The sequence below is a fragment of the Micromonospora luteifusca genome (assembly GCF_016907275.1).
GTDB lineage: Bacteria > Actinomycetota > Actinomycetes > Mycobacteriales > Micromonosporaceae > Micromonospora > Micromonospora luteifusca.
This window is the reverse complement of the sequence record NZ_JAFBBP010000001.1, coordinates 5,407,173-5,430,152: the sequence shown is the minus strand read 5'-3', so window position 1 is coordinate 5,430,152 and position 22,980 is coordinate 5,407,173. Positions and strand designations below refer to the sequence as shown.

Genomic DNA, 22,980 nt, shown 5'->3' with positions numbered 1-22,980 from the left:
GGGCGGCGGAGAGGGGACGCGATGAGGGGTTGGCTTTCGCTCACCCTCGGCCTGCTGGCCGTCGTGATCGGTGCGGTGTGGACAGTGCAGGGCCTCGGGTATGTCAGCGGCAGCGTGATGACCGACGAGAAGATCTGGGCGGTGCTCGGCCCGCTCGTGGCGTTGGCCGGGCTGGTGGTGCTCTGGCTCGGCCTGCGCTCGCGTCGACGGAGCTGACCTGCCGGTCCACACTGGCACGCGGCCTCGACCCGCCCGTCCACACTGGCGGCGGCCTCGGCTCAGGGGAAAGCCCCGTATCCCGGACGGGATACGGGGCTTTGCAATGACCCTGGCCGGATCGTCCCACTGGCCGGCGGGGGCCGGCCAGCTTACTCAGATGGGACGGACCTGCTCGGCCTGCGGGCCTTTCTGACCCTGAGCGATCTCGAACTCCACCCGCTGGTTCTCCTCCAGCGAGCGGTAGCCGCTGGTCTGGATGGCCGAGAAGTGGACGAACACGTCAGCACCCCCACCATCGACGGTGATGAAGCCGAAGCCCTTGTCAGCGTTGAACCACTTCACGGTTCCCTGAGCCATGTGTATCTCCCTCTAAAAACTGGTGGCCGTGCACGCCGTCCGGCCGATTGGCCGTTTTCGAGCAGCGGCGTCTGAGGCGGCCCCCATGAGGAGACTTCTCTCAACCCACGCCATCTCGCAACAGCGTGGAACAGCAAATCACGTACGCAAAAAGTCTGTCACGACCTCTGGAACGAATTTCTCCGACATGTGACCTGACGGATGCCTGAGATCCGCTGTGCGGCGTCCGACACCATGCGAAAGCCCCCTTCCCATCGATGCGGAAGAGGGCTGAACGCGCTGAGTGGTCAGTCTGGCCAGCTGCCGGTCATCCGGCGGACGCCGACCGCACCGCCCCGGTCCACGGCAGCCCGGACGACCGCGAAGATGGCGCCCTGCAACGCCGCGGCGGCGAGGATCTCGCCCCAGCGCCGATCCTCGTCGGTCGCGTTGGGCGCCTCGCCGTCGCCCGCTGTGACCTTCCAGACCTGCCGGAAGATCGCGCCGGCCACCGCACCTGCGGCGATACCCAACAACACGCCGACCGGCCGGTACGCGACCCTGCCGATACTCTTGCTCACCTACGCCTCCCCCGCACGATCATCAGCACCACCACGGTGGCTACCGCACCGGCGGCGATGGCCGCCCACGGCATCGGGTGGCGGCGCACCAACTCGCCCTTGTCGTGCGCCTGCGCACGCACCAACCCACCCTTTTCGTAGGCCTGTGCCCGCGCCATGCCGGCGCCCCGCACAGCCTGCCCGCGGACCCGGGCGACGGTCTGCGCCGCCTGCTCGCGCATCCGCTCCTTCGCCTGGCCGGCGGACTCCTTCAGGCGCGCCTTGACGTCGGCCTTGGCGGCCAACGCCTCCATCGTCTCGCCCAACTCGACCCGGGTGCGACGAATCTCCTCGCGGAGTGCCTCCGTGTCGCCGGTCCCGTTGCCCGTCATTGCCGCCCCCTGTCCTTCACTGCGGCGGTGACGGTGTCCATGTCGGCCCTGAGGCTGCGGACCGTGGCCGACGGCATCGGCGGGACGGCACGGCTGACCTGCTTCTTACCCACCAGGGCGAGGATGCCGGCCAACAGGAAACAGGCCACCGCCACGATCAGCGCGGCGGCCCATGCGGGCAACACCAGGTCGAGCAGCAGGATCGCCGTGGCGACCAGCGCGCCCAGCCCGAAGAATGCCAGTGCGCCGCCGCCGCCGAACAGGCCGATCCCGATGCCTGCGTGCTTGCCCTTCTGGGTCAACTCTGCCCGGGCCAGCGCCAGTTCGTCCCGCACGAGGCGGGAGACCTGCTCGGTGGCTCGTTGCACCAACTCGGCGGTGGAGGGCTCGCTCCCGTTGTGGGATGTGCGGGCGTTCGCCACGTCAGCCATGCTGTCCTCCTTTCCTCATCACCGCGCTGTATGCCCGAAGTCGCCGCCCGTCAATCCTAGAACGCGCCGAGCAGCTCACCGTCCCCGTTGTCCGGACGCCGCGCCGAGGAGCCCGGTGTCCGTCCCGCTCGATCGCGCCAGAGACGTCCGGCAGCAGATCCCCCACCCAAGCCCGACCAAACCTCCCACCCGGCCCCCTCTCCCCCGCCCACCCACGTTCGCAGCGGTGATCATGGGCTTGGCGGGGGACAAACCGGGCAGACCTACCCGCCAAGGCCATGATCGTCGCGGCTGCAGGGGCGGGTCAGGGGCGGGATTCTTCGGGGCCTACGAAGGCTTCGCTGCGGGCGTCGCCGTCGTCGCTGCCGCCGAAGACACGCGCGTCGTCCGGTGCCTCCATGTCGGCGGCGCGGCGCGCGGGCCGCCTCGGCTGCACCCACTGCCAGGGCAGGTCGCTGCGGGCGTCGCCCAGTTCGGTGCGCGTCCGGGGCATCGCGGTCGGGCGGTTGTCCCGGATCCAGGCCACCAGGTGCTCACGGACGAGGCAGCGCAGGTCCCACAGACTGCCCGCGTCGGCGGCGCTGACCAGCGCGCGCATCCGCACCATCCCGCCGGTGGCGTCGGTGACCTGCAGGACGCAGACCCTCCCGTCCCACAGCTCGGTGCCCTCGACGAGGCGGCGCAGCTCCTCGCGCATCGTCTGCACCGGCACCGCCCAGTCCACGTCGAACTCGGCGGTGCCGAGCACCGCCGACTCGGTCCGTGTCCAGTTCTGGAACGGCTTGCTGGTGAAGTACGAGGTGGGCAGGATCAACCGCCGGTCGTCCCAGATCTGTACGACGACGTAGCTCAGGGTCAGCTCCTCGATCCGACCCCACTCCCCCTCGACGACGACCACGTCGTCGAGCCGGACGGCGTCGCTGAAGGCGAGCTGGAGGCCGGCGAAGACGTTGCCGAGCAGGCTCTGCGCGGCGAGCGCGGCCACCACACCGACCACGCCGGCCGAGGTCAGCACACCGGCGCCGATGCCACGCACGCTCGGAAAGGTCATCAGCATCACGCCGACGGTCAGGATGACGATCACCGCGATGGTCAGGCGGCGCAGCATCACCACCTGGGTCCGGACCCGCCGGGCGTGCCGGTTGTCGGGCACGTCGACCCGGAACCGGGCCAGCGCGGTGTCCTCCACCACGACCAGCAGGGCGGCGACCAGCCAGGCGGTGGTGGCGATGACAGCGAGGACGAGCAGGTGCAGCACCTGCTGCCGCCAACTCTCGCCGACCGCGTACCCGGTGCTGAAGCGCACCCCGAACTGCACGGCGAGGACCGTCCCGGCGACCTGGAAGGGGCGGTGCGCGTGATCGGTCAGCTCGGTCAGCAGTTGTGACCGGCGGCCGAACCGCCGGGTCAGCCGGTGGACGACCTCGACCAGGAACAGGGCGACCGCCGCCGCGACGAGCGCGGCGACGGCCGTTTCGAGATAACTCTGCACGGCTTCCAGGCTTCCCTTCGATCAGACGACGGGCACTCCGGGCAAAAGCCCAAGAGTGCCCGTCATCCTCAGATTCGACCAGCTCAGACCTTGCGGTACCGGGACTGGAGGAAGCAGTAGACGCCGAAGGCGGCGATGCCCAGGGCGACCAGGGTCAGCAGGAACACGCCGTAGGACTGCTCCCGCAGCGTGTGCAGCGCGGCGTCCAGACCACGGGCCTTCTCCGGGTCGTACTTCACCGCAGCCACGATGATCAGCAGACCGGCGATGCCGTACGCGACGCCCTTGGCGATGTACCCGGCCATGCCCAGCCGGCGGGCCAGCATGCGGGTCTTCGGGCTCATCTCACCGGTCTTGAGGTGCTTCTCGAACCGCTTGACGGCCCCGTAGATGACCAGGCCGACACCGATCGCGGCCAGCACCAGCCCGGCCAGGCCGACCAGCCAGCGACCGCCGCTGGAGGTCATCAGCTTGCCGGTCAACGCCTCCTGCTGGTCGGCGCTGTTCGACGAGGCGTCCTTGAAGACCTTGAAGGCGGTCCAGGCGAAGTAGAGGTAGACGATGGTTCGGCCAGCCGAGGCGAGCCGTTCGGTGACCCGCTCCTTGCCCCGCTCGGCGCGGTGCCCGACCGCCGCCTCCAGCGCCTGCCAGATCGCCATCGCGAGCAGGCCGATCGCGGTGGCGATGACCAGGAACTTACCCAGGGGCTGTTCGGAGAGGGTACGCAGTGCGCCGGACTGGTCGCCGTCGTCGGACGACGTGCCGAACGCGATCTGCAACGCCAACCAGGCGAAGAGCAGGTGGACGAGGCCGTAGCCGAGGAAGCCGGCCCGGGCGAGAAGTTCCAGCCACCGGCTGTCCGCCGTTCGGGAGGCGGTGGCTTCGGCGCTACGGGTGAGTGACATGGCGTCACAATCTCCGGTTTCGGAGGTTCCCAAACGTCGGCCACCGCCGCCCGCCCAGCTCAGCTGCCCGGGTTACGTGCTACGCGAATTTTGACCTGCTGGTCGGTGACGCTGTCCAGGGTGACCGCGAAGCCGCCGGCCTCGGCGGCCTGCTGCCCGGTGGTGAGGGTGAGCTGCTCCCCGGCGACCTCGACGGTCACCTGGTCCCCCTCGGCGCCGACCAGTTTGGCCTCGATGCCAAGGATGGTGGTCCTCGCGTCGACACCCCGATCGAAGGTGACCGTGCAGGCGTCCACCGCGCAGTCGGTGGAGGCGCCCTGCGAGCTGCAGCCGGCGAGCACCGCGAGGCCGAGCGCCAGACCGGCGAAAAGGCCGGCAGCGCGGCGAATGGGGGTCAATGGGATGGTGGCGGATCGTTTCGTCACCTCGCCAAGAGTACGAGACGAAAGCGATGGCATCGCCCAACGGTGATCACCCGGCGGCCGACCAGGGCACGAGGGGCACCGGCTAGGGTCCGGACATGCCCTTCGACATCGCCCGCACCCGGGCCGCCTACCCCGCCCTGACCGAGGGCTTCGTCCATCTCGACGGTGCCGGCGGCACCCAGACCGCGGCCGGTGTGATCGACGCGGTCACCGCCGCCATGCGTACCGCGGTCGGAAATCGCAGCGCCGCCAACGTGGCGGGTCGCCGGTCGTTGGAGTTGGTGGCCGAGGCTCGCTCGGCGGTGGCCGACCTGCTCGGCGCCGACCCGTCCGGGGTGGTGCTGGGCCCGAGCGCCACCGCGCTGACGTACACCCTGGCCCGCACGCTCGGCGCGACCTGGCGCCCGGGCGACGAGGTGGTGGTCTCCCGGCTCGACCACGACTCGAACGTGCGCCCGTGGGTGCAGGCCGCCGAGGCGGCCGGCGCGACCGTGCGCTGGGCCGAGGTCGACCGGCACACCGGCGAGCTGCCCGCAGCCCAGTACGCCGACCTGGTCGGTGAACGGACCCGGCTGGTCGCGGTGACCGCCGGTAGCAACGCCATCGGCACCATGCCGGACGTGCCCGCGATCGCCAAGACCGCGCACGCGGCCGGTGCGCTGGTCTACGTCGACGGGGTGCACTCGGTGCCGCACGGGCCGACCGACCTGACCTCGCTGGGCGCCGATTTCCTGGTCACCAGCGCCTACAAGTGGTCCGGACCGCACCTGGCGGCGATGGTGGCGGACCCGGCCCGGTGGGAGGCCCTGCGCCCGACGAAGTTGGTGCCGTCCTCCGACGCGGTGCCGGACCGGTTCGAGTACGGCACACCGAGCTTCCCGCTGCTGGCCGGTGTGACCGCCGCGGTGGATCATCTGGCGGGTCTGGACCCGGACGCGGTCGGCGACCGGCGGGCGCGGCTGCGGGCCGGGCTGGCCGCCGCTCAGGCACACGAGGAGGCCCTGTTGGACCGGCTGCTCGCCGGGCTGGCGGAGCGTCCGGCGATCACCGTCTACGGCTCGCCGGTCCGGCGCTGCCCGACGGTCTCGTTCCGGGTCGCCGGGATGTCCCCGGCGGCGGCCCAGGAGGCGCTGGGCGCCGCCGGCTTCTGCCTCTCCGTCGGCGACTACTACGCCTACGAGTACTTCCAGATGATGGGTTTGCGCGACAGTGGCGGCGCGGTGCGGGCCAGCATCTACCACTACAACACCGCCGACGAGGTCGACCGGTTGCTCGGCGAACTGGACGCGCTGATCGACGGTGCGGGGAGAATGGCCGGATGAGCACCCTGGTCGAGGACAACCCCGCGAAGCACCGCTTCGAGATCCTGATCGACGACGCGTTGGCCGGCTTCACCGCGTACCTGGCACGTGGGGAGATCCTGGTCTTCACCCACACCGAGGTGGACCGGAACTTCCAGGGCAAGGGCGTGGGGGGCGCGCTGATGCGGGGCACGCTGGATGAGCTCCGCGCCCGCGGCACCAAGGTGGTGCCGCAGTGCTCCTTCATGGCCGCGTTCATCGACAAACACCCCGAGTACGCGGACCTGGTCGCCGACCTCCCCTAGCGCCGACGAGCCAGCACCGACCGGATCAGCACCGGCCGGTCGGCGCGGCTCAGCAGGTGCCGGTCAGCACCTCGGCGGCGGCCCGACCGCTGGCCCGGGTGGCGCCGTGGGTGGCCAGGTGCACCGCCCCGGTGACCAGCTCGGGCACGCCCAGCTCGACCACGACCGCGTCCGGGCGGGCGGCCAACGCGCGCTGCACCGCGGCGCGCATCCAGTCGTGCCGGTGCAGGTCGCGGACCACCAGGACCAGTGGGCGGAGGCCCGCCCCGGCGCCGGGGTCGGCCGGTACGTCGGGTTCGGCGTAGCGGACCGTGTCCGTGCCGGGCAGCAGCTCGCCCAGCGGTGCGCCGATGCCCCACGGGGTCTCCGCACCGATGGCGATGTTGCGCGGCGGCTCGAACTCGACGACGTGCGCGGCGCGGGTCAACGGCAGCGCGACCGTCGCGCTGGGGCCGGCGGTGACCCGAACGGCCCGGCGGGCGGCGACCAGCCCGACGTCGGCCGCGCCGCGCCCGACGGCCGATCCCGCGGTGCGGGCGGCCACCGTCCAGGCGGCGAGTTGACCGACCCGCTTGGCCGCCTCGGCGAGGCGTTCCTCGGGCAGCTCACCGGAGACGACCGCGGCGACGATGGCGTCGCGCAGTTCGCGGGCCGCCTGCTCGTCGGCCCGTTCACCGCCGATGCAGATCGCGTCGGCACCGGCGGCGAGGGCGCGGACCGTCGCCCCGGCGAAGCCGTACCGGTCGGCGACCGCGCGCATCTCCACCGCGTCGGTCACCACCACGCCGGAGAAGCCCAACTCGTCGCGGAGCAGCCCACCCAGGATGCGCCGACTCAGCGTGGCCGGCAGCTGCGGATCGAGGGCGGGCACCAGCAGGTGGCCCGTCATCACGGCCTGCACCCCGGCGGCGACGGCCGCCCGGAACGGAGCCAGCTCGCAGGCGTCCAGCCGGTCCCGGTCGGCGGTGATCCGGGGCAGATCGTGGTGTGAGTCGACGCGCGTGTCGCCGTGCCCGGGGAAGTGCTTGGCGCAGGCCGCGACGCCACCGGCCTGGAGCCCGCGGACCCAGGCGGCGGTGTGCCGCGCGACCAGCGCCGGGTCGGCACCGAACGAACGGACGCCGATCACCGGGTTCTCCGGATTGGAGTTGACGTCGGCGTCCGGGGCGTAGTTGAGGGTGACCCCTGCCGCGGCCAGCTCGACACCGAGGTCCCGGGCGACCGCCTCGGTCAGCTCCGGGTCGTCGACCGTGCCGAGAGCGAAGTTGCCGGGCCGGGAGCTGCCGTGGACCGACTCGAGCCGGGTGACGTCGCCGGCCTCCTCGTCGATGGCCACGATGACGTCCGGACGTTCGGCGCGCAGCGTCGCGGTGAGTGCCGCCACCTGCGCGGGATCGACGACGTTGCGGGCGAAGAGCACCACCGAGCCGAGGCCCTCGCCGAGCCAGCGGCACACCCACGGTGGCGGGGTGGTGCCGACGAACCCGGGTTGCAGGACGGCTGCGGCGAGGGCCGGGAGGTGCCCGCTGGGCGCGCTCACGCCACCCCCTCCTGGCGGTTGGCGTCGTCGGTCACCGGCGTCGATGCGCCCCCGTCGACCCGTTGGTTGCGCTCGCTCATGCGGCCCCCGTACCCCATCTCTCGCGCGCCCTCGGCGCACCGCCACCGGCCGGCGGTCATGCCATGGTCACACCGGGCGATTCAATAGTCAATAAACCTTACAGTTGCCCGACGGCCCGCTCCCCGGGAGAGTGCGGGGATGGATCCCGCCCTGCTGGCCGACGCGACGAGCCCGGCCGACATCCCCGGCGTACGCCTCCTCGGCCTGGTGGTCGGCGCCCTGCTGCTGCTCGCCGCGATCCGGGCGATGTTCGGCCGGCGCTGAGCACGACCCGCCGATCGACACCCCGCCTGGGCGGTGTGACCGACCTCGGCCGGGGTACGGCTCTGTGCAGGAGCAGGTCCGCGCGCCGAAGGGGAGACGATGAAAATCGGTTACTTTCTATCCAGTGAGGAGTTCACACCCGCCGAACTGTTGGAGCAGGCGCGCGGCGCCGAACGGGCCGGGTTCGAGGCACTGTGGATCTCCGACCACTACCACCCCTGGGTGGACGCACAGGGCCAGAGCCCATTCGTCTGGTCGATGATCGGCGCGCTCAGCCAGGTCTGCTCGCTGCCGGTGACCACCGCGGTGACCTGCCCCACCGTACGGATCCACCCGGCCGTGATCGCGCAGGCGGCGGCGACCAGCGCGGTGCTGCACGGCGGGCGGTTCGTGCTCGGCGTCGGCACCGGCGAGGCGCTCAACGAGCACATCTTCGGTGACGCCTGGCCGCAGGCCGACGTCCGGCTGGAGATGCTGGAGGAGGCCGTCGAGGTGCTGCGCGCGCTGTGGGGCGGCGGCTTCGTCAACCACCACGGCAAGCACTACACGGTCGAGCAGGCCCGGATCTACACGCTGCCCGACACTCCCCCGCCGATCTACGTCTCCGGCTTCGGGCCGAAGTCCATCGACCTCGCCGCCCGGATCGGCGACGGCTACGTGAGCACGATGCCGGACGCGGAGATGGTGCGCCGCTTCCGCGAGAACGGCGGCGGCGACAAGCCGTGCCAGGCCGGCTTCAAGGCGGCGTACGCCGACAGCGAGGACGAGGGCATGCGCATCGCGTACGAACGCTGGCCCAACGCCGGGGTGCCGGGCGAGCTGTCCCAGGTGCTTCCCTCACCACGACATTTCGAGCAGGCCGCCGAGTTGGTCAAGCCGGAGATGCTGAAGGAGGCGTTCGTCTGCGGCAACAGTGTCGACGCCCACCTGGAGATGATCGACCAGTACGCCAAGGCCGGCTTCGACGAGCTCTACGTGGCGAACACCGGCCCGCACTACCAGGGCCTGTTCGACCTCTACCAGCGCGAGGTCCTGCCCCGCCTGCGCTGAGCCCCGCCGCCGTCGAGCCCCCGCAGCCGTCGAGCCCCCGCAGCCGTCGAGCCCGACAGCCGCCGAGCCCGAGCCGTAGAGCCCGAGCCGTAGAGCCCATGATCGTCGGAACGCGTTTCGGCGGTCATGGGCTCGGGTACCTCCGGCCCTCGATGAAACTGTCCACGCATTCGATGACGTTGCGCCGCGCGGCCCGCAGCCTTTTCGGCTGGAAGGCGCTACGGCCCAACCAGCTCGCCGCCATGCGCGCGGTGATGAAGCGACGTGACGCCCTGGTGGTGTTGCCCACCGGTGCCGGCAAGTCGGCCATCTACCAGATTCCGGCCAGCCTGATCCCCGGCCCCACCGTGGTGATCTCCCCACTGCTGGCCCTCCAGCAGGATCAGATCGCCTCCCTCAACGAGCGGCAACGCCCGGAACTGCGGGCGGTGCGGATCAGTTCGAACGAGTCGCCCACCCAGCAGGCCCAGGCGATCACCGAGATCCGCGAGGGTCGGGCGGAGTTCCTGTTCATCACGCCGGAGCAGCTGAGCAACCCGGACCGGATGGCCGAGGTCGCCGCGCTGAAGCCGGCGCTGGTGGCCATCGACGAGGCGCACTGCATCTCGGCCTGGGGGCACGACTTCCGCCCCGACTACCTGGCGCTCGGGCACCTGATCGAGGGCATCGGCCGGCCACCGGTGGTGGCGCTGACCGCCACCGCGTCCCCGCCGGTACGCGACGACATCATCGCCCGGCTGCGACTGCGCGAGCCGGAGGTCGTGGTCTCCGGACTCGACCGGCCGAACCTGTTCGTCGAGGTCGCGCACTGCCCCACCGAGGACTACCGGTGGCGGCGGCTGATCACGCTGCTGCGCGACGACGAGCGGCCCGGGATCATCTACGTGCCGACCCGCCGCGCCGCCGAGGAGCTCGCCACCCGGTTGACCGACGCCGGCTTCCCGGCGCAGTGCTACCACGGTGGAATGTCCGCCGGCGCCCGCGCGGAACTGCACGAGGCGTTCCTCGCCGATCAGGTCCCCATCATGGTGGCGACCTCGGCGTTCGGCATGGGCATCGACAAGCCGAACATCGCCTGGGTGGTGCACATGGCGCTGCCCGACTCCCCGGACAGCTACTTCCAGGAGATCGGCCGGGCCGGGCGCGACGGGCAGCCGGCCCGGGTGCTGCTGCTCTGGCAGGCCGAGGACGTGGGCCTGCAACGGTTCTTCAGCGGCGGCCTGCCCAACTCCGACGAACTGCGCGACCTGGCCGCGCTGTTGCGCCGTAAGCCGGCCACAAAGACCGAGCTGCGCGAGGCCACCGGCCTCGGGCCGCGCAAGCTGGGCCAGTATCTGTCCCTGCTGGAGCAGGTCGGCGCGGCCGAGCCGCGGGCCCGGCAGCGCATCGGCGCTCCCCGCTACTCTCCGACCCCGAGCGACGCCGCCGCGGCGGCGCTGGGCGAGGCGGAGCGGCAGCAGACGGTGACCCGGTCCCGCACCGACATGATGCGGGCCTTCGCGGAGACCAGCGCCTGCCGGGGGCAGACCCTGCTGGCCTACTTCGGCGAGCAGATGACCGAGGTCTGCGGGCACTGCGACAACTGCCATGCCGGCACCAGCGTCGCCGACCAGGGCGCGGTCGGGCCGTTCCCGGTGCACAGCCAGGTGCGCCACCCGGAGTGGGGGAACGGCATGGTGCTCTCCTACGAGGAGGACAAGATGACGGTTCTCTTCGATGAGGTCGGGTACAAGACGTTGTCGGTGCGCGTGGTGTCCGAACAGGGCCTGCTGACCCTGGACTAGCCTGACCCGGGCACCGACGTGGCGCCCGGTGGATCGACCAAGCAGAGCTTCGATTGACCAAGCAGAGCAGGGCGGAAGGGGCGTTGCCGTGATCGAGCAGCCGGCGTACACCGGTTTCGGTTTCTCCGACGGGGAGTGGGGGCTGCTGGTCGGCCTGCCGCAGTCGGTTCTGACCGCGGCGAGCGCCGCCGAGTCCGACGGCACCCGCCGGACCATGGCGGAGACCGCGGCCGGGTTGGAGACCATCTCCGCCGGCCGGGAGTCGGCCAGCTCGCTGGTCGCCGCCGTGGCCGGCGAGATCGTCACCCGGGTCGGCGACCCGGAGACCGGTGCGGAGTTGCCGGTCATCGCGCCCGACGACCCACGGGCGCTGATCGACGACGTGCTGCTGCGGGCCGGCCAGGCCGCCGCGCTGCTGGCCGGTCGTGTCGACGAGGGCGAGGCCGGCGCGTACAAGCACTGGCTCGTGACGATCGCCGAACAGGTGGTGGGCGCCGCGTCCAGCGGTGGGCTGCTGGGCATCGGCGGCGAGTCCGTCAGCGACTCCGAGCGGCGCTTCCGTGACCGGCTCGCACACGTGCTCACCGATTGACCGACGACAACGACGCATCGACCGGACCGGTCGGCTCGGCGGCCAGCGCCGCGGGGTCGGCCGGACGGACGCCGCGTAGGGCGACCAGCGCGGTGACCGCGCCCAGCACCATCGACACCATGGCGGCGATGGCGGCGAGGTGCAGCCCGTCGGTGAACGCGACCCGTGCGGCGTGCAGCACCGCGTCGGCCAGCTCCGCCGGCAGCCCCTGCGCCACGGCGAGCGCGCCGCCCAGGGTCTCGCGGGCCGCGTCACCGGCGTCGGCGGGCAACCCGGCCGGCAGGCTGTCGACGATCTCGCGGCGATAGACCGCCGCGCCCACGCTGCCGAGGATCGCCATCCCCAGCGCGCCGCCCAGCTCGCTGCTGGACTCGGTCAGCGCCGACGCGACACCGGCCTGCTCGGGCGGGGCCGCACCGAGGACCAGCTCGGTGACGAGCGACATCACCATCACCAGGCCGCCGGCGTAGACACTCGCGCCGACGAGCAGCAGCCACAGCGGCGTCTCCGGCGTGACCCGGGTCAGCACCGCGAAGCCGAGCACGGCGATCCCGAACCCCGAGCCGATCAGGTACGCCCGCTCGACGCGCTGGGCGAGCGCGGCCGCGGCCGGCGCGATCCCGCCCACGGCGAGGGACGGCACCAGGCTCCACAGTGCCGCCCGCAGCGGGCTCAGGCCGAGCACCAGCTGGAGGTGCTGGGTGGTGAAGATGGCGAAGCCGACCAGGGCGAACATCGCCAGCAGGTTGACCGCGAGCGACCCGGCGAAGCCGCGCCGACGGAACAACGCAAGGTCGACCATCGGGTACGCCCGGGTCCGCTGCCGGTGCAGGAACAGCGCGCCCACCAGCAGGCCGGCGACGATGGCGAGCACCCGCACACCGCTGACGCCGTCGCGGGCCATCTCCTTGATGCCGTAGATCACCGGCAGCAGCGCGCCGAGGGAGAGCGCGGCGCTGAGCAGGTCGAACCGCCCGGTCGCCGGGTTGCGGAACTCGGGCACCAGGAGCGGGGCGAGCAGGAGCAGCATCAGCATTGCCGGAATGTTGATCAGGAAGATCGAGCCCCACCAGAAGTGCTCCAGCAGGATGCCGCTGAGCACCGGGCCGATCGCGATGCCGCCGGTGAGGGTGGCGGTCCAGATGCCGATCGCGGTGCCGCGCTGCTTGGCGTCGTGGAACATGTTGCGCACCAAGGCGAGCGTGGAGGGCATCAGGGTGGCTCCGCCGATGCCGAGGACGGCGCGCGCGGCGATCAGCGTCGCGGCACTGTCGGCGTACGCGGCCAGCAACGACGCCGCCCCGAACGCCGCGGCGCCGATCAGCAGGAGCCGGCGTCGGCCGATCCGGTCGCCCAGAGCGCCCATGGTGATGAGCAGCCCGGCCAGCACGAAGCCGTAGATGTCGAAGATCCAGAGCTGCTGGGTGCCGGTGGGGCGCAACTCCTCGCTGATGAACGGGACGGCGAAATAGAGCACGGACACGTCCATCGAGACCAGGAGCAGCGGCAGCATCAGCACCGCGAACCCGATCCACTCCCGCCGGCCCGCCCGCGGTGCCGGTGTGGTCATCGTCGTCATGATCCAGTCCCCTTCTGCGTATGTCGTACGCTGTAATGCGTAGACCATACGCAGAACTAGGATGGCGAGGCAAGGAGGAAATGTGGCGGCGAAGACAGACGACAGCGGGCCAGTGATCCCACCGGCCATCGAGAGCGCCTGGGGGCTACGGGAACGGCCCCCCAAGGGCCCCCGGCCCCAGATGAGCGTGCCCACCATCGTGGACGCCGCAGTCCGGGTGGCCGACGCCGACGGACTGGCGGCCGTCTCGATGAGCCGGGTGGCCAAGGAGTTGGGCGCCGCCACCATGGCCCTCTACCGGTACGTCGGCTCGAAGGACGAGCTGCTGATGCTCATGGTGGACACCGGGTACGGCCCGCCGCCCGGCCCGCCCCCGCCGGAGGCCGACTGGCGCGCCGGCCTGACCCGGTGGGCCTGGGCCGAGCACGAGGTGCTGCGGCACCGGTCCTGGTTGCTGCACGTGCCGATCACCGGCCCGCCGATCACCCCGCAGCAGCTCGGCTGGCTGGAGGACGGGCTGCGCTGCCTCGACGACACCGCCCTGGCCGAGGGCGAGAAGATCTCCGTGCTCCTGCTGATCACCGGATACATCCGCAACGAGGCCTCGCTCACCGCCCAGATCACCGAGGGCAGCCGAGCCGCCGGGATCGAGCCGGGCGAGATGATGCCCGCGTACAGCCGGATGGTGGCTCGGCTCATCGACCCGTCCCGTTTCCCGGCGCTGCACCGGGTGCTGACCGCCGGTGTGCTCGACCAGGACGACGACCCGGACGACGAGTTCACCTTCGGCCTGGACCGGATCCTCGACGGCATCGAGGCTCTGATCCGCCGGCGAGCGGCCTGAGGACACGGATGCGTACGGGATGAGCCCGCAGGAGCATCGCGAGGGCAGCTTGCATCCGGCGCGGATCGTCAACCGCCCGGCGTCCACGGTCAACTCGTTGCCGGCAGACTGACACCAACGCGGCCTGCCACCGCCCGCACCGCGAGCCAAGGTGGGCTGCGCCAACGGGGGCCGCGGCGAGGCGTCCGCCGCGAGTGCGGCGGGCGGCCGCCCGGTGGGCCGGTCAAGCCTTCTCCAGCAACTCCAGGACCAGCCGCTCGGCCTCCTCGCGTGACGCCCGCGGGTCCACCGACGCCACCACCCCGTCGTGGTACAGGTCGACCACCCGCGGATCAACGTACGACGCACGAGCCACCGTCGGAGTGTTGCCCAGCAGCTCGGCCACCTCACGCATCACCGCGACCACCGCCTTGCGCCGGGCCGTCACCGAACGGGCCGGGCCGACGGTGGCCAATTCGGTGGCGGCGAGGACTGTGGCGTGCCAGGTACGGAAGTCCTTGGCGGTCATCTCCCCACCGCTGGCGTCGCGCAGGTACCCGTTGACCTCGTCGCTGCGCACATCACGCCACTCCCGACCGTCCCAGTAGCCGAACAGCCGGTCCGCCCAGCGCCGACGACGGCGCAGATTGACCAGCACCTGGCACAGCTCCGGGTCCTCGATCCGGCGTACCTGCTCGATGCCACCCTTCGCCGGAAACACGAAGACCACGCAGCCGCGCCGGGACCGGGCGTGCTCGGGACGCAGGGTCGACACCCCGTACGTCGGGTCGTCGCCGGCCGCGTACTGGTCGCTGCCGACCCGGAACATCCCCATGTCCAACAGTCGAGCCACCGTGGCCAGCACCCGGTCCCGGCCCAGCCCTCGGCCGTCCAGGTCACGCCCCACCCGCTCCCGCAGCACCGGGAGCCGCCGGGCCACCTCCAGCATGTGGTCGAACTTCGCCTCGTCCTGCTTCTCCCGCCACAGCGGGTGGTAGACGTACTGCTTACGACCGGCCGCGTCGATTCCGATCGCCTGGATGTGCCCGTTCGGGTACGGCGAGATCCAGACGTTCTGCCAGGCCGGAGGGATGACCAGCTCCCGCAACCGGGCCAGGACGTCCGGATCCCGGACCGGAGCGCCGGTCGGGTCGACGAAGAGCCAGCCCCGTCCGCGCCGACGCCGTCCGTACCCCGGTCCACCCGGGTCGCTACGCCGCAACCGCACCGGAGACCCGCACCACCCTCTCCACCTCGGCCACCGCGGCCAGCACCTCGTCGAGGCGCAGAGCCGCCATCGTCGGGTGACTTCCTACCCCGTCCCACCCGGGCCAATCGCCCTCGCCGGCCCAGAGCACCCGGTGTCGGGGCCGGTCCGGCGGCGGCCCCCACTGCGCGGGCGGCACCGGCCCGAAGAGGACGACCGACGCGGTGCCGTACCCGGTGGCCAGATGGGCCACCCCGGTGTCCCCGCTGACCACCAGCCGGGCATCGGCCACCAGCGCCGCGAGCGCGCCGAGGTCGGTCCGGCCGGCCAGCACGGAGTCGGATGCCAGGCCGGCCGCGTCCGCCACCCGGGCCGCCAGCGCCCGCTCGTCGGCCGAGCCGGTGAGCAGCACCCGGTGCCCCCGTTCGGTGAGCGCCCGGGCCAGCGCGGCGAACCGCTCGGCGGGCCAGCGCTTGGCGGGGATCCTGCTGCCGGGGTGCAGCACGGTGGCCCCGGTCGGCAGCCCGGTCGGACCGGGCCGACGCAGGCCGAGGTCGGTGCGGTCGGCCGGAATGTCGTACCAGGACAGCAGCCGGCACCACCGGTCCACCTCGTGCTCGTCGGCGGCCCACCGGGGGCCGTCGGTGCAGCCGGCCTCCGGGTTGGCGAAGGCGAGCAGCCGGCCGGGCCGGGTGGCGGCGAGCAACCGGTGCGACTGCGGGCCGCGCCCGTGCAGGTTGACCGCGACCGGTGGGGCCGAACCGACCCGCAGGGGCCGATCCAGCCCGGCGGTGTCGACCAGCCGGTCGACGCCACCGACCAGGTCCACCAGCGGGGCAAGCCAGGCGGGCGCGGCGAGCCCCAGCTCCCGACCGGGGTACGCGGCCCGCAGCGCCCGCAGCGCGGGCACCGCGGTGACCAGGTCGCCGACGCCGAGGGCGCGCAGGACGAGGATCACGGGTACGAGGTCTCCTGCTCGGCGCAGACCACCATCTCCCGCACCGCGCAACCGGCGGGCTGGTTGAGCGCGAACATGATCGCGGCGGCGGTGTGGGCGGGATCGTTGAGGATCGCGTCCGCCCCCGGCTTGTACTGCGGGTCGCGCTCGTCGAAGAACGCGGTGCGCATACCGCCCGGGATGAGCAGCGTGACGCCGACCTGACCAGCGAGCTCGGCGGCGAGGGCGCGAGTGAAGCCGACCACACCGAACTTCGCCGCGCAGTACGCCGTCGCGTCACTGACCGCCTTGACACCCAGGGTCGAGGCGACCGTGACGATGCGGCCCCGAGACGTCAGCAGGAACGGCAGCGCGGCCCGGATCACCGCCGCGGTGGCCAGCAGGTCGACGGCGACGATGCGGTCCCAGGTCTCCCCCGGCACGTCGCCGAGTCGCCCCGGGACGTCGGTGCCGGCGGCGGTGACCACCGCGTCCAGGCCACCGGACTGCTCGGCGAGATGCTGGGTGGCCACCTCGGCCGCCCGGGTGTCGGCCAGGTCGCACTCGGTCCAGGACACCCCGTCGGCCGGCGGCTGCCGGTCCAGCACGACCGGGCGACCGCCGGAGGCGGCCACCGCGGCGACCACCGCGGCACCGAGCCCGCTGGCGCCGCCGGTGACCAGGACGGTGGGTCCGGCGCCGGACCGCGTGGCGGTCATCGGGTCCGCTCCCCGACGGAGCGAACGATCATGTCGGTGGTGGAACGGCCGTCCAGGTAGGGCACCACCACCGTGTTACCGCCCCACCGCCGCAGGACCGCCGCCTCCGGCAGCGTTACGTTGGCATCGCCACCGCCGGTGGCGTAGTCGCCGCCCTTGACCCAGATGTCCGGTCGCACCCAGGACAGCGCCGCCTCCGGGGTCGGCTCGTCGAAGATGAGGACCGCGTCGACACAGCTCAACGCGGCCAGCAGCCGGCTGCGGTCACCCTCGGACATCACCGGCCGATCCGGCCCCTTCAGCCCGGCCACGCTGGCGTCGGAGTTCACGCAGACGATCAGGCAGTCGCCGAGCTGCCGGGCGGCCTGCAGGGTCGCCACGTGCCCGGCGTGCAGCAGGTCGAAGCAACCCCCGGTCGCCACCACCGTGCCGCCTGCGGCCCGTACCTCGCCGAGGAGCGTGGCAACCGCGGCCACTCCCACCCGTTCACCCCCCGGGCCGACGACGCTTGTCGACATTCGGCCGCCCTTCGTCTGCGATTGCGGGGCTCGCATCAACGACTCACTCCTCGCGCTCGATGGCAGCGCCGCCGCCACTCCCCCACCCGCCACGTACGCGGACGCCTCGGCGACCGCCGCCTGCACCGCCTCGGAGACCAGCGCGCCCTGGGCCAACGCGAGGCTGGCGGCGGCCGCGAACCGGTCGCCGGCCCCGCAGGTGTCCCCCTCGGCGCTGCCCGGTGTCGGCACCACCAGCGGTGTCGACCCGGCGTGGCAGAGCAGTGCACCGTCCCCGCCCAGCGTCACCGCGACGGCACCCGCCCGCCAGCGCCGCCGTAGGCCCTGCGCGCCGCGCGACGCGGTGGCCAGCCGGGAGGCACCGGGCAGTGCGGGGACCAGCTCGCGCACCTCCGACTCGTTCGGGGTGGCCAGATGTACGCCGGGGACCGCCGCCGGGCCGCGCGGGTGTGGGTCCCACACCACCGGGGCGCGGGTGGCGGCCAACGCGTCGCGCAGTGCGGGCTGCCGGGCCACGCCCCGGCCGTAGTCGCTGACCAGCACCGCGGACGCCGAGCCGATCACCCTGAGCACCTCGTCGGAGGGCTGACCCGGCTCCCCGGAGGTGCCGCCGCGGTCGTGGCGCAGCAGCACCCGACCCCGGGCCCGCAGCCGGATCTTCTCCGGCGTCGCACCGGACAGGGCCAGTGGGTACACCTGCACTCCGGCCGCGGCGAGCAGCGCGCTCAGTCGGGCCCCGCCGGCGTCGTCGGCGAGCGCGGTCACCAGCACCACGTCAGCGCCCTGCGCGGCAGCGAACACCGCCGCCAGACCTGCGCCACCGGGTCGGTCGCTGGCCGCGGTCTCGTCGAGGACCGGCACCGGCGAGTCCGGGCAGAGCCGGTTCACCACCCCTTCCACGTCCCGGTCGAGCAGGGTGTCCCCGAGCACCACCACAGGTCCCCTCACGCTTGCCTCCCCGTCGTCACGCGTCGACCTGCTGTCCGGTCCCACCGTCGAGCACCACTTCGACCCCGGCGCGCACCGGCCCGGACGGGAGCTGACCAGCGGGCGTGGGCTCCTCCGGCACGCGGTGGCGAACCGCCGGGTCGCTGGGCGCGGCCAGCTCTTGTTCGAGGTACTCGCAGAGCAGGTGACTGGTCACCAGGTGCAGCTCCTGGACGACCTGGGTGTCCGGGGACGCGACGGCCAGCACGTCGTCGCAGGCGTCGGCGAGGGGATTGGGGGCGGCGCCGGTGAGCGCCCACGTCGTCACGCCGACGTCGCGGGCGGCCTGCGCGGCGCTGACCAGATTGGGGCTGGTACCGCTGGTGCTGAGCAGCAGCAGAACGTCGCCGGGGCGACCGTGTGCGCGCACCTGTCGGGCGTAGACCTCGGTGTAGCCGTAGTCGTTGGCGATGGCGGTGAGCGCGCTCGTCTCGGCGTGCAGCGCGATCGCCGACAGCGGCTGACGGTCGTCGTGAAGCTTGCCGACCAACTCGGCGGTGAGATGCTGGGCCTCGGCGGCGCTGCCACCGTTGCCGGCGACCAGCAGGCGACCCCCGGCGGCCAGCCGGCGGGCCAGATCCGCACCCCAGCGCGCCAGCTGCGACTCACACCCCCGGTACGGCACCAGCGCGGCGGCGAGATTCGTCAGGTGGGTGTCGAGCAGACTGCCCGCCGGCATCAGGCCACCACCCGGGCCGGCCGGCGCACGGCAGCCACCTCGCTGTAGACCTCGACCAGCCGCTCCGCGGTGGCCGCCCACGAGTACCGCGCCCGGGCCCGCTCGCGCGCCGCCGCGGCGTACGCGAAGCGCCTGATCCGGTCGTCGAGCAGCCCCTGGATGGCGGTGGCCAGCGCGTGCGGGTCCCGTGCCGGCACCAGGTCACCGGTCGTCCCGTCGACCACGGTGTCCCGGATGCCGCCGACTGCGGTGCCGACCACCGGCACCCCGCAGGCCATCGCCTCCAGCGGGGTCAACCCGAACGGTTCGTACCAGGGCGCGGCGACCAGCAGGTCCGCCGAGCGGTACCAGCGGCCCATCTCCTCGCGGGGTACCGCGCCGACCAGGTGCACCCGGTCGGCGACCCCGCACGACTCCGCGAGAGCCCGCAGCCGCCGGGCGTACGGGTCGGTCTCCAGCAGCCCCTCGGGTGGGCCGCCGACCACCACGCACTCGGCGTCCGGGACCAGCTCCATCGCGCGGATCACGGTCTGGAAGCCCTTGCGTTCGACCAGCCGGCCCACGGTCAGGATCCGGGCCCGACCCGGTTCGCGGTCAGCGGCCGGCCCGAGCGGGGCGAACGTGGCGAGGTTCACTCCGGACGGCACGACGGTCATCCGGGACCGCGGCACACCCATCCGGACCAGCTCGCCCACCTCGTCGCGGCACTGCGCGACGATCCGGTCCACCGAGCGGCCCAACTCCCGCTCGTAGGACACCCGCCGAGCCGGGCTGGTGTCCTGCACGCCCTGGTAGCGACGCTTCACCGTGCCCAGCGCGTGATACGTCTGCACCACCGGCACCCCGGTCTGCCGGCCGGCCGTCAGCGCCGCCAGACCACTCATCCAGAAATGCGCGTGGATCACCTCGGGCACCCAGTCCCCGCCCCGCCACCGCTCGATCAACCACCGACTGAACTCCCGCATGTGCGGCAACAGCGCGTCCTTCGCCACCGGCTCGGCCGGGCCGGCCGGCACATGCACCACGTCGTACCCGTCCGGGCTGCGGACGGTCACCGGCAGGTCGAGCGCGTCCCGGCGGGTGTAGACCCGCACCTCGTGCCCAGCGGCGGCGAGCGCGGCGGACAGCTCCGCGACGTGCGTGTTCTGGCCGCCGGCGTCCTCCCCTCCGAGGACGGCGAGCGGGCTGGCGTGCTCCGAGATCATCGCGATCCGCATACTTCCTCCTCCAGCAGCCGGTCCCAGTCAGCGAGGAAACGGTCGAGGCCGTACCTGTCGCGCGCGGCGGTTCGCGCCGCCGCGCCGGCCTGGCGCGCGGTCGCCGGTTCGGCGATGAACCGGCGGGCGGCGTCGAGCAGGGTGTCGGTTCGGGTGGCGAGGGCCCCCGCCTCCGGCGGCACCGCCATCACCGCCTCGGTGGTGGCGAGCGCGACGACCGGCATACCGATCGCCATCGCCTCGATGAGACTGAGCCCGAGCGAGGTCCACCGGCACAGATGCAGGTACGCACGCCGCCGGGCCAACTCGGCGTGCATCCGGTCCTGGGGTACGTCGTCGTGGCTGGTGAGCCGGTCGGCGGGCAGCCCGAGATGGTCGGCCAGGCCGGCGACGCCCATGCCGAACACGTCCAGCGGCGCGATCTCGGCGAACCGGGGCAGCAGGTCGGTGCCGGTGACCCGGCCTCGTCGTACCGGCTCGTTGATCACCACGGCGAGCCGGTCGAGCTCGCCGGTGTAGGACGCGGAGGGTGCGACGATGCCGTGGTCGACCACTGTGGTGCGGGAGGTGCCGGTGTCCCAGAAGATCTGGTTGAACCCGGTGACGTGGGCGATGAGCAGGTCGTCACGGTCGGCCATCGGGTGACGCGTGTTGGGCACGTCGCCCTTGGGTGTGTTGTGTTCGACGTAGATGGCGGGGACGTCGCGGCCGGGCCGGCGACGCAGCCACGCCTCGGCCCGGTCGATCTCCTCGGGGCGTTGCACGATGACCAGGTCGACGTCGGTCCCCGGCAGGTCCTCCGGGCTGACCTCGACCGCGCTCTCCGGCCAGGGGTAGGTGCGGGCCCGGCCGAGGCCGTAGGGGCCACGGTCGGGTGTGGTGGGGATCAGGTAGCGGTGGCTGCCGTGCACGAACGACGTGGTCCAGGAGCCGTGCACGTGCCAGAGCAGGATGTTCATCGGCCGCCACCACCACCGCTCACGGCGAGCGTCCGCAGCGCGTCGACCACCTCGTCCGGGTCGATGCCGCTGAGGCAGGGGTGCCCGGAGACCGGGCAGCTGGCTGCGCGGGTGTCCCGGCAGGGCGTGGCGGCGTCGCCGAGCCGGACGGTGGGCACCCGGTAGGGCCCCCACTGGCCGAACGGAACGGTCGGCGCGAAGAGACTCACCACCGGCACGCCCGACGCGGCGGCCAGGTGCGCGGGCCCGGTGTTGCCGACCACGACCGCGCCGGCGTCCGCCACGATCGCGGCCAGCCCGGCCAGGTCGGTTCGGCCACCCAGGTCGGTGCCGCCGGCCGCCGCGACCTGGGCGGTGACCCCACGCTCGTCGGCGCTGCCGGTGACCAGCACCCGGTGCCCGGCAGCGGTCAGCGCCCCGGCGATCCGGGCCGCCAGGTCGGGCGGGCAGGCCCGGCTCGACGCGGCCGAGCCGGGGTGCAGCACCACGTACCCCGGGTCACCGAGATCGGCTGGACGCGATGCCATGGCGTCGCGGCGCAGCCGGAGAACGGGTTCGTCGCCGTCGGGCAGTCGGTGGCCCGCGGCGGCGGCGAGGGAGAGGGCACGTTCGGGTTCGGGAACGCCCACCGGCACCCGGTGCCGGATGTCCAGCAGCGAGCCCGGGTAGTCGTCGCTGATCGCCGCGATTCGGCCGATCCCCGCCATTCGCAGCAGCAACGCCAGGGGCAGGGCGGACTGGTGGAACGAGGTGAACACCACCGCCTGGTCCGCGCCGACCGCGCTGAGGCGTGCGGTCAGGCCCCACATGACTTCCGGGTCGACCGGGGCCGGCGTGGGGTCGATCCACGGCAGCGGATACTCGATGATCTCGTCGACGCCGGGCAGCAGGTCGGCGGCGGCACGGCCACGCGGCCCACACAACAGCACCACCCGCTGCGCTCCGGCCGCGACGGCGCGGATCGCCGGCCCGGTGACCAGCACGTCCCCCGCCGAATCCGACCTGACCACCAGCGCTGTCCGCACCGGATCATCGGGCGGGGTGGCGGGCCGCACGGCCTGTTGGCGGCGCAGGATCTCGTCCACCGCCGCCGGCAGGTCGCTGGCCACCCATCCGGCGGCGGCGACCTCCTCCGGCCGGGTCACCGGGGTCGGCACCAGCACCCCGGCGGCACCCGCGGCCAACGCGGCGGCAACGTCGCGGCCGATGTCACCCACCAGCACGCACCTGGACGCGGTCGTGCCCAACTCCCGGGCGGCGGCGTGCACCAGGCCGGGCGCCGGCTTGCGGCAGTCACAGCCGTCCGCGTCGTCGTGCGGGCAGATCAACCACGCGTCGAACCGGCCCAGCAACTCCTCGACGCGGGCGTGCACCGCCCTCATCTGTTCGCCGGTGAAGTAACCGCGGGCCAGGCCCGACTGGTTCGTCACGACCGCCAGCCGCAGCCCGGCCGCCCGCAACCGGTCCAGCGCCGCCCGCGCTCCCGGCACCGGCCGCACCTTCTCCGGGTCGCCGTTGTACGGCACGTCCTCGATCAGGGTGCCGTCGCGATCCAGCAACACCGCGTCGTACAGGACGCCTCGGGGACTCCCGACGGACCCGGAGCCGGCGCGGTCAGCAGCGGCGTACCACCGGGCTGACCTGCGCTGATACGGATCCTCCTGGTCCTGTCGCACAG

The 22,980-nt window shown here is 72.8% G+C and carries 26 protein-coding genes; 8 read left to right on the top strand and 18 right to left on the bottom strand.

The features are described 5' to 3' along the window. The first annotated feature begins 21 nt into the window (after positions 1–21). Positions 22–216, top strand: a complete 195-nt coding sequence (locus tag JOD64_RS24850) for a hypothetical protein (protein WP_204944445.1) — start codon at positions 22–24, stop codon at positions 214–216. Between the two features lie 156 nt (positions 217–372). Here JOD64_RS24850 and JOD64_RS24845 read toward each other — a convergent pair whose 3' ends face one another. The 7 genes from JOD64_RS24845 to JOD64_RS24815 all read right to left on the bottom strand — a co-directional run bounded on the left by JOD64_RS24845 (position 373) and on the right by JOD64_RS24815 (position 4,760). After that, on the bottom strand, positions 373–576 hold the full coding sequence (locus tag JOD64_RS24845) for a cold-shock protein (protein ID WP_030338233.1): 204 nt from the start codon (positions 574–576) through the stop codon (positions 373–375). 287 nt (positions 577–863) lie between these two features. Further along, entirely contained in the window at positions 864–1,136 is a 273-nt protein-coding gene (locus JOD64_RS24840) for a DUF4235 domain-containing protein (protein WP_204944444.1), read from the bottom strand. Continuing rightward, on the bottom strand, positions 1,133–1,507 hold the full coding sequence (locus JOD64_RS24835; protein ID WP_204944443.1) for a DUF3618 domain-containing protein: 375 nt from the start codon (positions 1,505–1,507) through the stop codon (positions 1,133–1,135). Before JOD64_RS24835 ends, JOD64_RS24840 begins: the two co-directional genes overlap by 4 nt. Continuing rightward, positions 1,504–1,938, bottom strand: a complete 435-nt coding sequence (locus JOD64_RS24830; RefSeq protein ID WP_204944442.1) for a phage holin family protein — start codon at positions 1,936–1,938, stop codon at positions 1,504–1,506. Before JOD64_RS24830 ends, JOD64_RS24835 begins: the two co-directional genes overlap by 4 nt. A 304-nt stretch (positions 1,939–2,242) precedes the next feature. Continuing rightward, positions 2,243–3,430: a mechanosensitive ion channel family protein gene (locus tag JOD64_RS24825; protein ID WP_204944441.1), complete on the bottom strand. Its 1,188-nt coding sequence runs from the start codon at positions 3,428–3,430 to the stop codon at positions 2,243–2,245. 83 nt (positions 3,431–3,513) lie between these two features. Beyond that, the gene (locus JOD64_RS24820) at positions 3,514–4,335 is read right to left on the bottom strand and encodes a DUF1206 domain-containing protein (RefSeq protein WP_204944440.1); all 822 of its coding nucleotides are present in this window, start codon (positions 4,333–4,335) and stop codon (positions 3,514–3,516) included. Positions 4,336–4,394: 59 nt separating this feature from the next. Then, on the bottom strand, positions 4,395–4,760 hold the full coding sequence (locus tag JOD64_RS24815) for a hypothetical protein (RefSeq protein WP_204944439.1): 366 nt from the start codon (positions 4,758–4,760) through the stop codon (positions 4,395–4,397). A gap of 95 nt (positions 4,761–4,855) precedes the next feature. On the opposite strand from JOD64_RS24815, the gene JOD64_RS24810 reads away from it, so the two are divergent. Both JOD64_RS24810 and JOD64_RS24805 read left to right on the top strand, forming a co-directional pair. Beyond that, positions 4,856–6,082: a cysteine desulfurase-like protein gene (locus tag JOD64_RS24810; protein WP_204944438.1), complete on the top strand. Its 1,227-nt coding sequence runs from the start codon at positions 4,856–4,858 to the stop codon at positions 6,080–6,082. Next, positions 6,079–6,366, top strand: a complete 288-nt coding sequence (locus tag JOD64_RS24805) for a GNAT family N-acetyltransferase (protein ID WP_204944437.1) — start codon at positions 6,079–6,081, stop codon at positions 6,364–6,366. The genes JOD64_RS24810 and JOD64_RS24805 overlap by 4 nt, the downstream gene beginning before the upstream one ends. 49 nt (positions 6,367–6,415) lie before the next feature. Here the strand turns inward: JOD64_RS24805 and JOD64_RS24800 are convergent, their stop codons facing one another. Both JOD64_RS24800 and JOD64_RS24795 read right to left on the bottom strand, forming a co-directional pair. Further along, positions 6,416–7,906 (bottom strand): glycoside hydrolase family 3 protein, encoded by a 1,491-nt coding sequence (locus JOD64_RS24800; protein WP_204944436.1) that lies wholly within the window; start codon positions 7,904–7,906, stop codon positions 6,416–6,418. After that, entirely contained in the window at positions 7,903–8,046 is a 144-nt protein-coding gene (locus JOD64_RS24795; protein ID WP_204944435.1) for a hypothetical protein, read from the bottom strand. The genes JOD64_RS24800 and JOD64_RS24795 overlap by 4 nt, the downstream gene beginning before the upstream one ends. Positions 8,047–8,125: 79 nt before the next feature. Between JOD64_RS24795 and JOD64_RS33570 the strand changes: the two genes are divergently transcribed. The 4 genes from JOD64_RS33570 (at position 8,126) to JOD64_RS24780 (ending at position 11,677) form a co-directional block, all read left to right on the top strand. Continuing rightward, positions 8,126–8,251, top strand: coding sequence for a hypothetical protein (locus JOD64_RS33570; RefSeq protein WP_255421242.1), 126 nt, complete (start codon positions 8,126–8,128; stop codon positions 8,249–8,251). Between the two features lie 99 nt (positions 8,252–8,350). After that, complete coding sequence (locus tag JOD64_RS24790) at positions 8,351–9,301, top strand: TIGR03557 family F420-dependent LLM class oxidoreductase (RefSeq protein WP_204944434.1); 951 nt, start codon at positions 8,351–8,353, stop codon at positions 9,299–9,301. A gap of 152 nt (positions 9,302–9,453) precedes the next feature. Beyond that, on the top strand, positions 9,454–11,085 hold the full coding sequence (locus JOD64_RS24785; protein WP_204944433.1) for a RecQ family ATP-dependent DNA helicase: 1,632 nt from the start codon (positions 9,454–9,456) through the stop codon (positions 11,083–11,085). An 88-nt stretch (positions 11,086–11,173) separates the two neighbouring features. Continuing rightward, positions 11,174–11,677: a hypothetical protein gene (locus tag JOD64_RS24780; RefSeq protein WP_204944432.1), complete on the top strand. Its 504-nt coding sequence runs from the start codon at positions 11,174–11,176 to the stop codon at positions 11,675–11,677. Here the strand turns inward: JOD64_RS24780 and JOD64_RS24775 are convergent. Continuing rightward, positions 11,667–13,256 carry an MFS transporter gene (locus JOD64_RS24775; RefSeq protein ID WP_443673903.1) on the bottom strand — a complete coding sequence of 530 codons (1,590 nt, stop codon included), beginning with the start codon at positions 13,254–13,256 and terminating at the stop codon, positions 11,667–11,669. The two genes, JOD64_RS24780 and JOD64_RS24775, sit on opposite strands and share 11 nt — an antisense overlap. An 82-nt stretch (positions 13,257–13,338) precedes the next feature. Here JOD64_RS24775 and JOD64_RS24770 point away from each other — a divergent pair, with 82 nt between their 5' ends. After that, a complete protein-coding gene (locus JOD64_RS24770; RefSeq protein ID WP_204944430.1) occupies positions 13,339–14,100 on the top strand; it encodes a TetR/AcrR family transcriptional regulator in 762 nt (253 codons plus the stop codon). Positions 14,101–14,323: 223 nt separating this feature from the next. Here JOD64_RS24770 and JOD64_RS24765 read toward each other — a convergent pair whose 3' ends face one another. The 8 genes from JOD64_RS24765 to JOD64_RS24730 are packed head-to-tail and all read right to left on the bottom strand — an operon-like array spanning position 14,324 to position 22,978. Continuing rightward, the gene (locus tag JOD64_RS24765) at positions 14,324–15,307 is read right to left on the bottom strand and encodes a DNA topoisomerase IB (RefSeq protein WP_204944429.1); all 984 of its coding nucleotides are present in this window, start codon (positions 15,305–15,307) and stop codon (positions 14,324–14,326) included. Further along, positions 15,291–16,244 (bottom strand): glycosyltransferase family 9 protein, encoded by a 954-nt coding sequence (locus tag JOD64_RS24760; RefSeq protein ID WP_204944428.1) that lies wholly within the window; start codon positions 16,242–16,244, stop codon positions 15,291–15,293. The genes JOD64_RS24765 and JOD64_RS24760 overlap by 17 nt, the downstream gene beginning before the upstream one ends. Then, positions 16,241–16,942 (bottom strand): SDR family oxidoreductase, encoded by a 702-nt coding sequence (locus tag JOD64_RS24755; RefSeq protein WP_204944427.1) that lies wholly within the window; start codon positions 16,940–16,942, stop codon positions 16,241–16,243. Before JOD64_RS24755 ends, JOD64_RS24760 begins: the two co-directional genes overlap by 4 nt. Continuing rightward, positions 16,939–18,408 carry a PfkB family carbohydrate kinase gene (locus JOD64_RS24750; RefSeq protein ID WP_204944426.1) on the bottom strand — a complete coding sequence of 490 codons (1,470 nt, stop codon included), beginning with the start codon at positions 18,406–18,408 and terminating at the stop codon, positions 16,939–16,941. Before JOD64_RS24750 ends, JOD64_RS24755 begins: the two co-directional genes overlap by 4 nt. Before the next feature lie 16 nt (positions 18,409–18,424). After that, a complete protein-coding gene (locus JOD64_RS24745) occupies positions 18,425–19,129 on the bottom strand; it encodes a D-sedoheptulose-7-phosphate isomerase (protein WP_204946234.1) in 705 nt (234 codons plus the stop codon). Then, positions 19,126–20,343 carry a glycosyltransferase gene (locus tag JOD64_RS24740; RefSeq protein ID WP_204944425.1) on the bottom strand — a complete coding sequence of 406 codons (1,218 nt, stop codon included), beginning with the start codon at positions 20,341–20,343 and terminating at the stop codon, positions 19,126–19,128. Before JOD64_RS24740 ends, JOD64_RS24745 begins: the two co-directional genes overlap by 4 nt. Then, positions 20,328–21,302, bottom strand: a complete 975-nt coding sequence (locus tag JOD64_RS24735; RefSeq protein ID WP_204944424.1) for a glycosyltransferase — start codon at positions 21,300–21,302, stop codon at positions 20,328–20,330. Before JOD64_RS24735 ends, JOD64_RS24740 begins: the two co-directional genes overlap by 16 nt. Next, entirely contained in the window at positions 21,299–22,978 is a 1,680-nt protein-coding gene (locus tag JOD64_RS24730; protein WP_204944423.1) for an HAD-IIIA family hydrolase, read from the bottom strand. Before JOD64_RS24730 ends, JOD64_RS24735 begins: the two co-directional genes overlap by 4 nt. Between the last annotated feature and the right edge of the window lie 2 nt (positions 22,979–22,980).

What these genes read in the sequence shown, in the direction of transcription:
- JOD64_RS24850 (WP_204944445.1), top strand. Translation starts at nt 22, where the DNA reads ATGAGGGGTTGGCTTTCGCTCACCCTCGGCCTGCTGGCCGTCGTGATC.
- JOD64_RS24820 (WP_204944440.1), bottom strand. Translation starts at nt 4,335, where the DNA reads ATGTCACTCACCCGTAGCGCCGAAGCCACCGCCTCCCGAACGGCGGAC.
- JOD64_RS24830 (WP_204944442.1), bottom strand. Translation starts at nt 1,938, where the DNA reads ATGGCTGACGTGGCGAACGCCCGCACATCCCACAACGGGAGCGAGCCC.
- JOD64_RS24755 (WP_204944427.1), bottom strand. Translation starts at nt 16,942, where the DNA reads ATGACCGCCACGCGGTCCGGCGCCGGACCCACCGTCCTGGTCACCGGC.
- JOD64_RS24845 (WP_030338233.1), bottom strand. Translation starts at nt 576, where the DNA reads ATGGCTCAGGGAACCGTGAAGTGGTTCAACGCTGACAAGGGCTTCGGC.
- JOD64_RS24735 (WP_204944424.1), bottom strand. Translation starts at nt 21,302, where the DNA reads ATGAACATCCTGCTCTGGCACGTGCACGGCTCCTGGACCACGTCGTTC.
- JOD64_RS24790 (WP_204944434.1), top strand. Translation starts at nt 8,351, where the DNA reads ATGAAAATCGGTTACTTTCTATCCAGTGAGGAGTTCACACCCGCCGAA.
- JOD64_RS24810 (WP_204944438.1), top strand. Translation starts at nt 4,856, where the DNA reads ATGCCCTTCGACATCGCCCGCACCCGGGCCGCCTACCCCGCCCTGACC.
- JOD64_RS33570 (WP_255421242.1), top strand. Translation starts at nt 8,126, where the DNA reads ATGGATCCCGCCCTGCTGGCCGACGCGACGAGCCCGGCCGACATCCCC.
- JOD64_RS24835 (WP_204944443.1), bottom strand. Translation starts at nt 1,507, where the DNA reads ATGACGGGCAACGGGACCGGCGACACGGAGGCACTCCGCGAGGAGATT.
- JOD64_RS24740 (WP_204944425.1), bottom strand. Translation starts at nt 20,343, where the DNA reads ATGCGGATCGCGATGATCTCGGAGCACGCCAGCCCGCTCGCCGTCCTC.
- JOD64_RS24775 (WP_443673903.1), bottom strand. Translation starts at nt 13,256, where the DNA reads ATGACGACGATGACCACACCGGCACCGCGGGCGGGCCGGCGGGAGTGG.
- JOD64_RS24805 (WP_204944437.1), top strand. Translation starts at nt 6,079, where the DNA reads ATGAGCACCCTGGTCGAGGACAACCCCGCGAAGCACCGCTTCGAGATC.
- JOD64_RS24795 (WP_204944435.1), bottom strand. Translation starts at nt 8,046, where the DNA reads ATGACCGCCGGCCGGTGGCGGTGCGCCGAGGGCGCGCGAGAGATGGGG.
- JOD64_RS24785 (WP_204944433.1), top strand. Translation starts at nt 9,454, where the DNA reads ATGAAACTGTCCACGCATTCGATGACGTTGCGCCGCGCGGCCCGCAGC.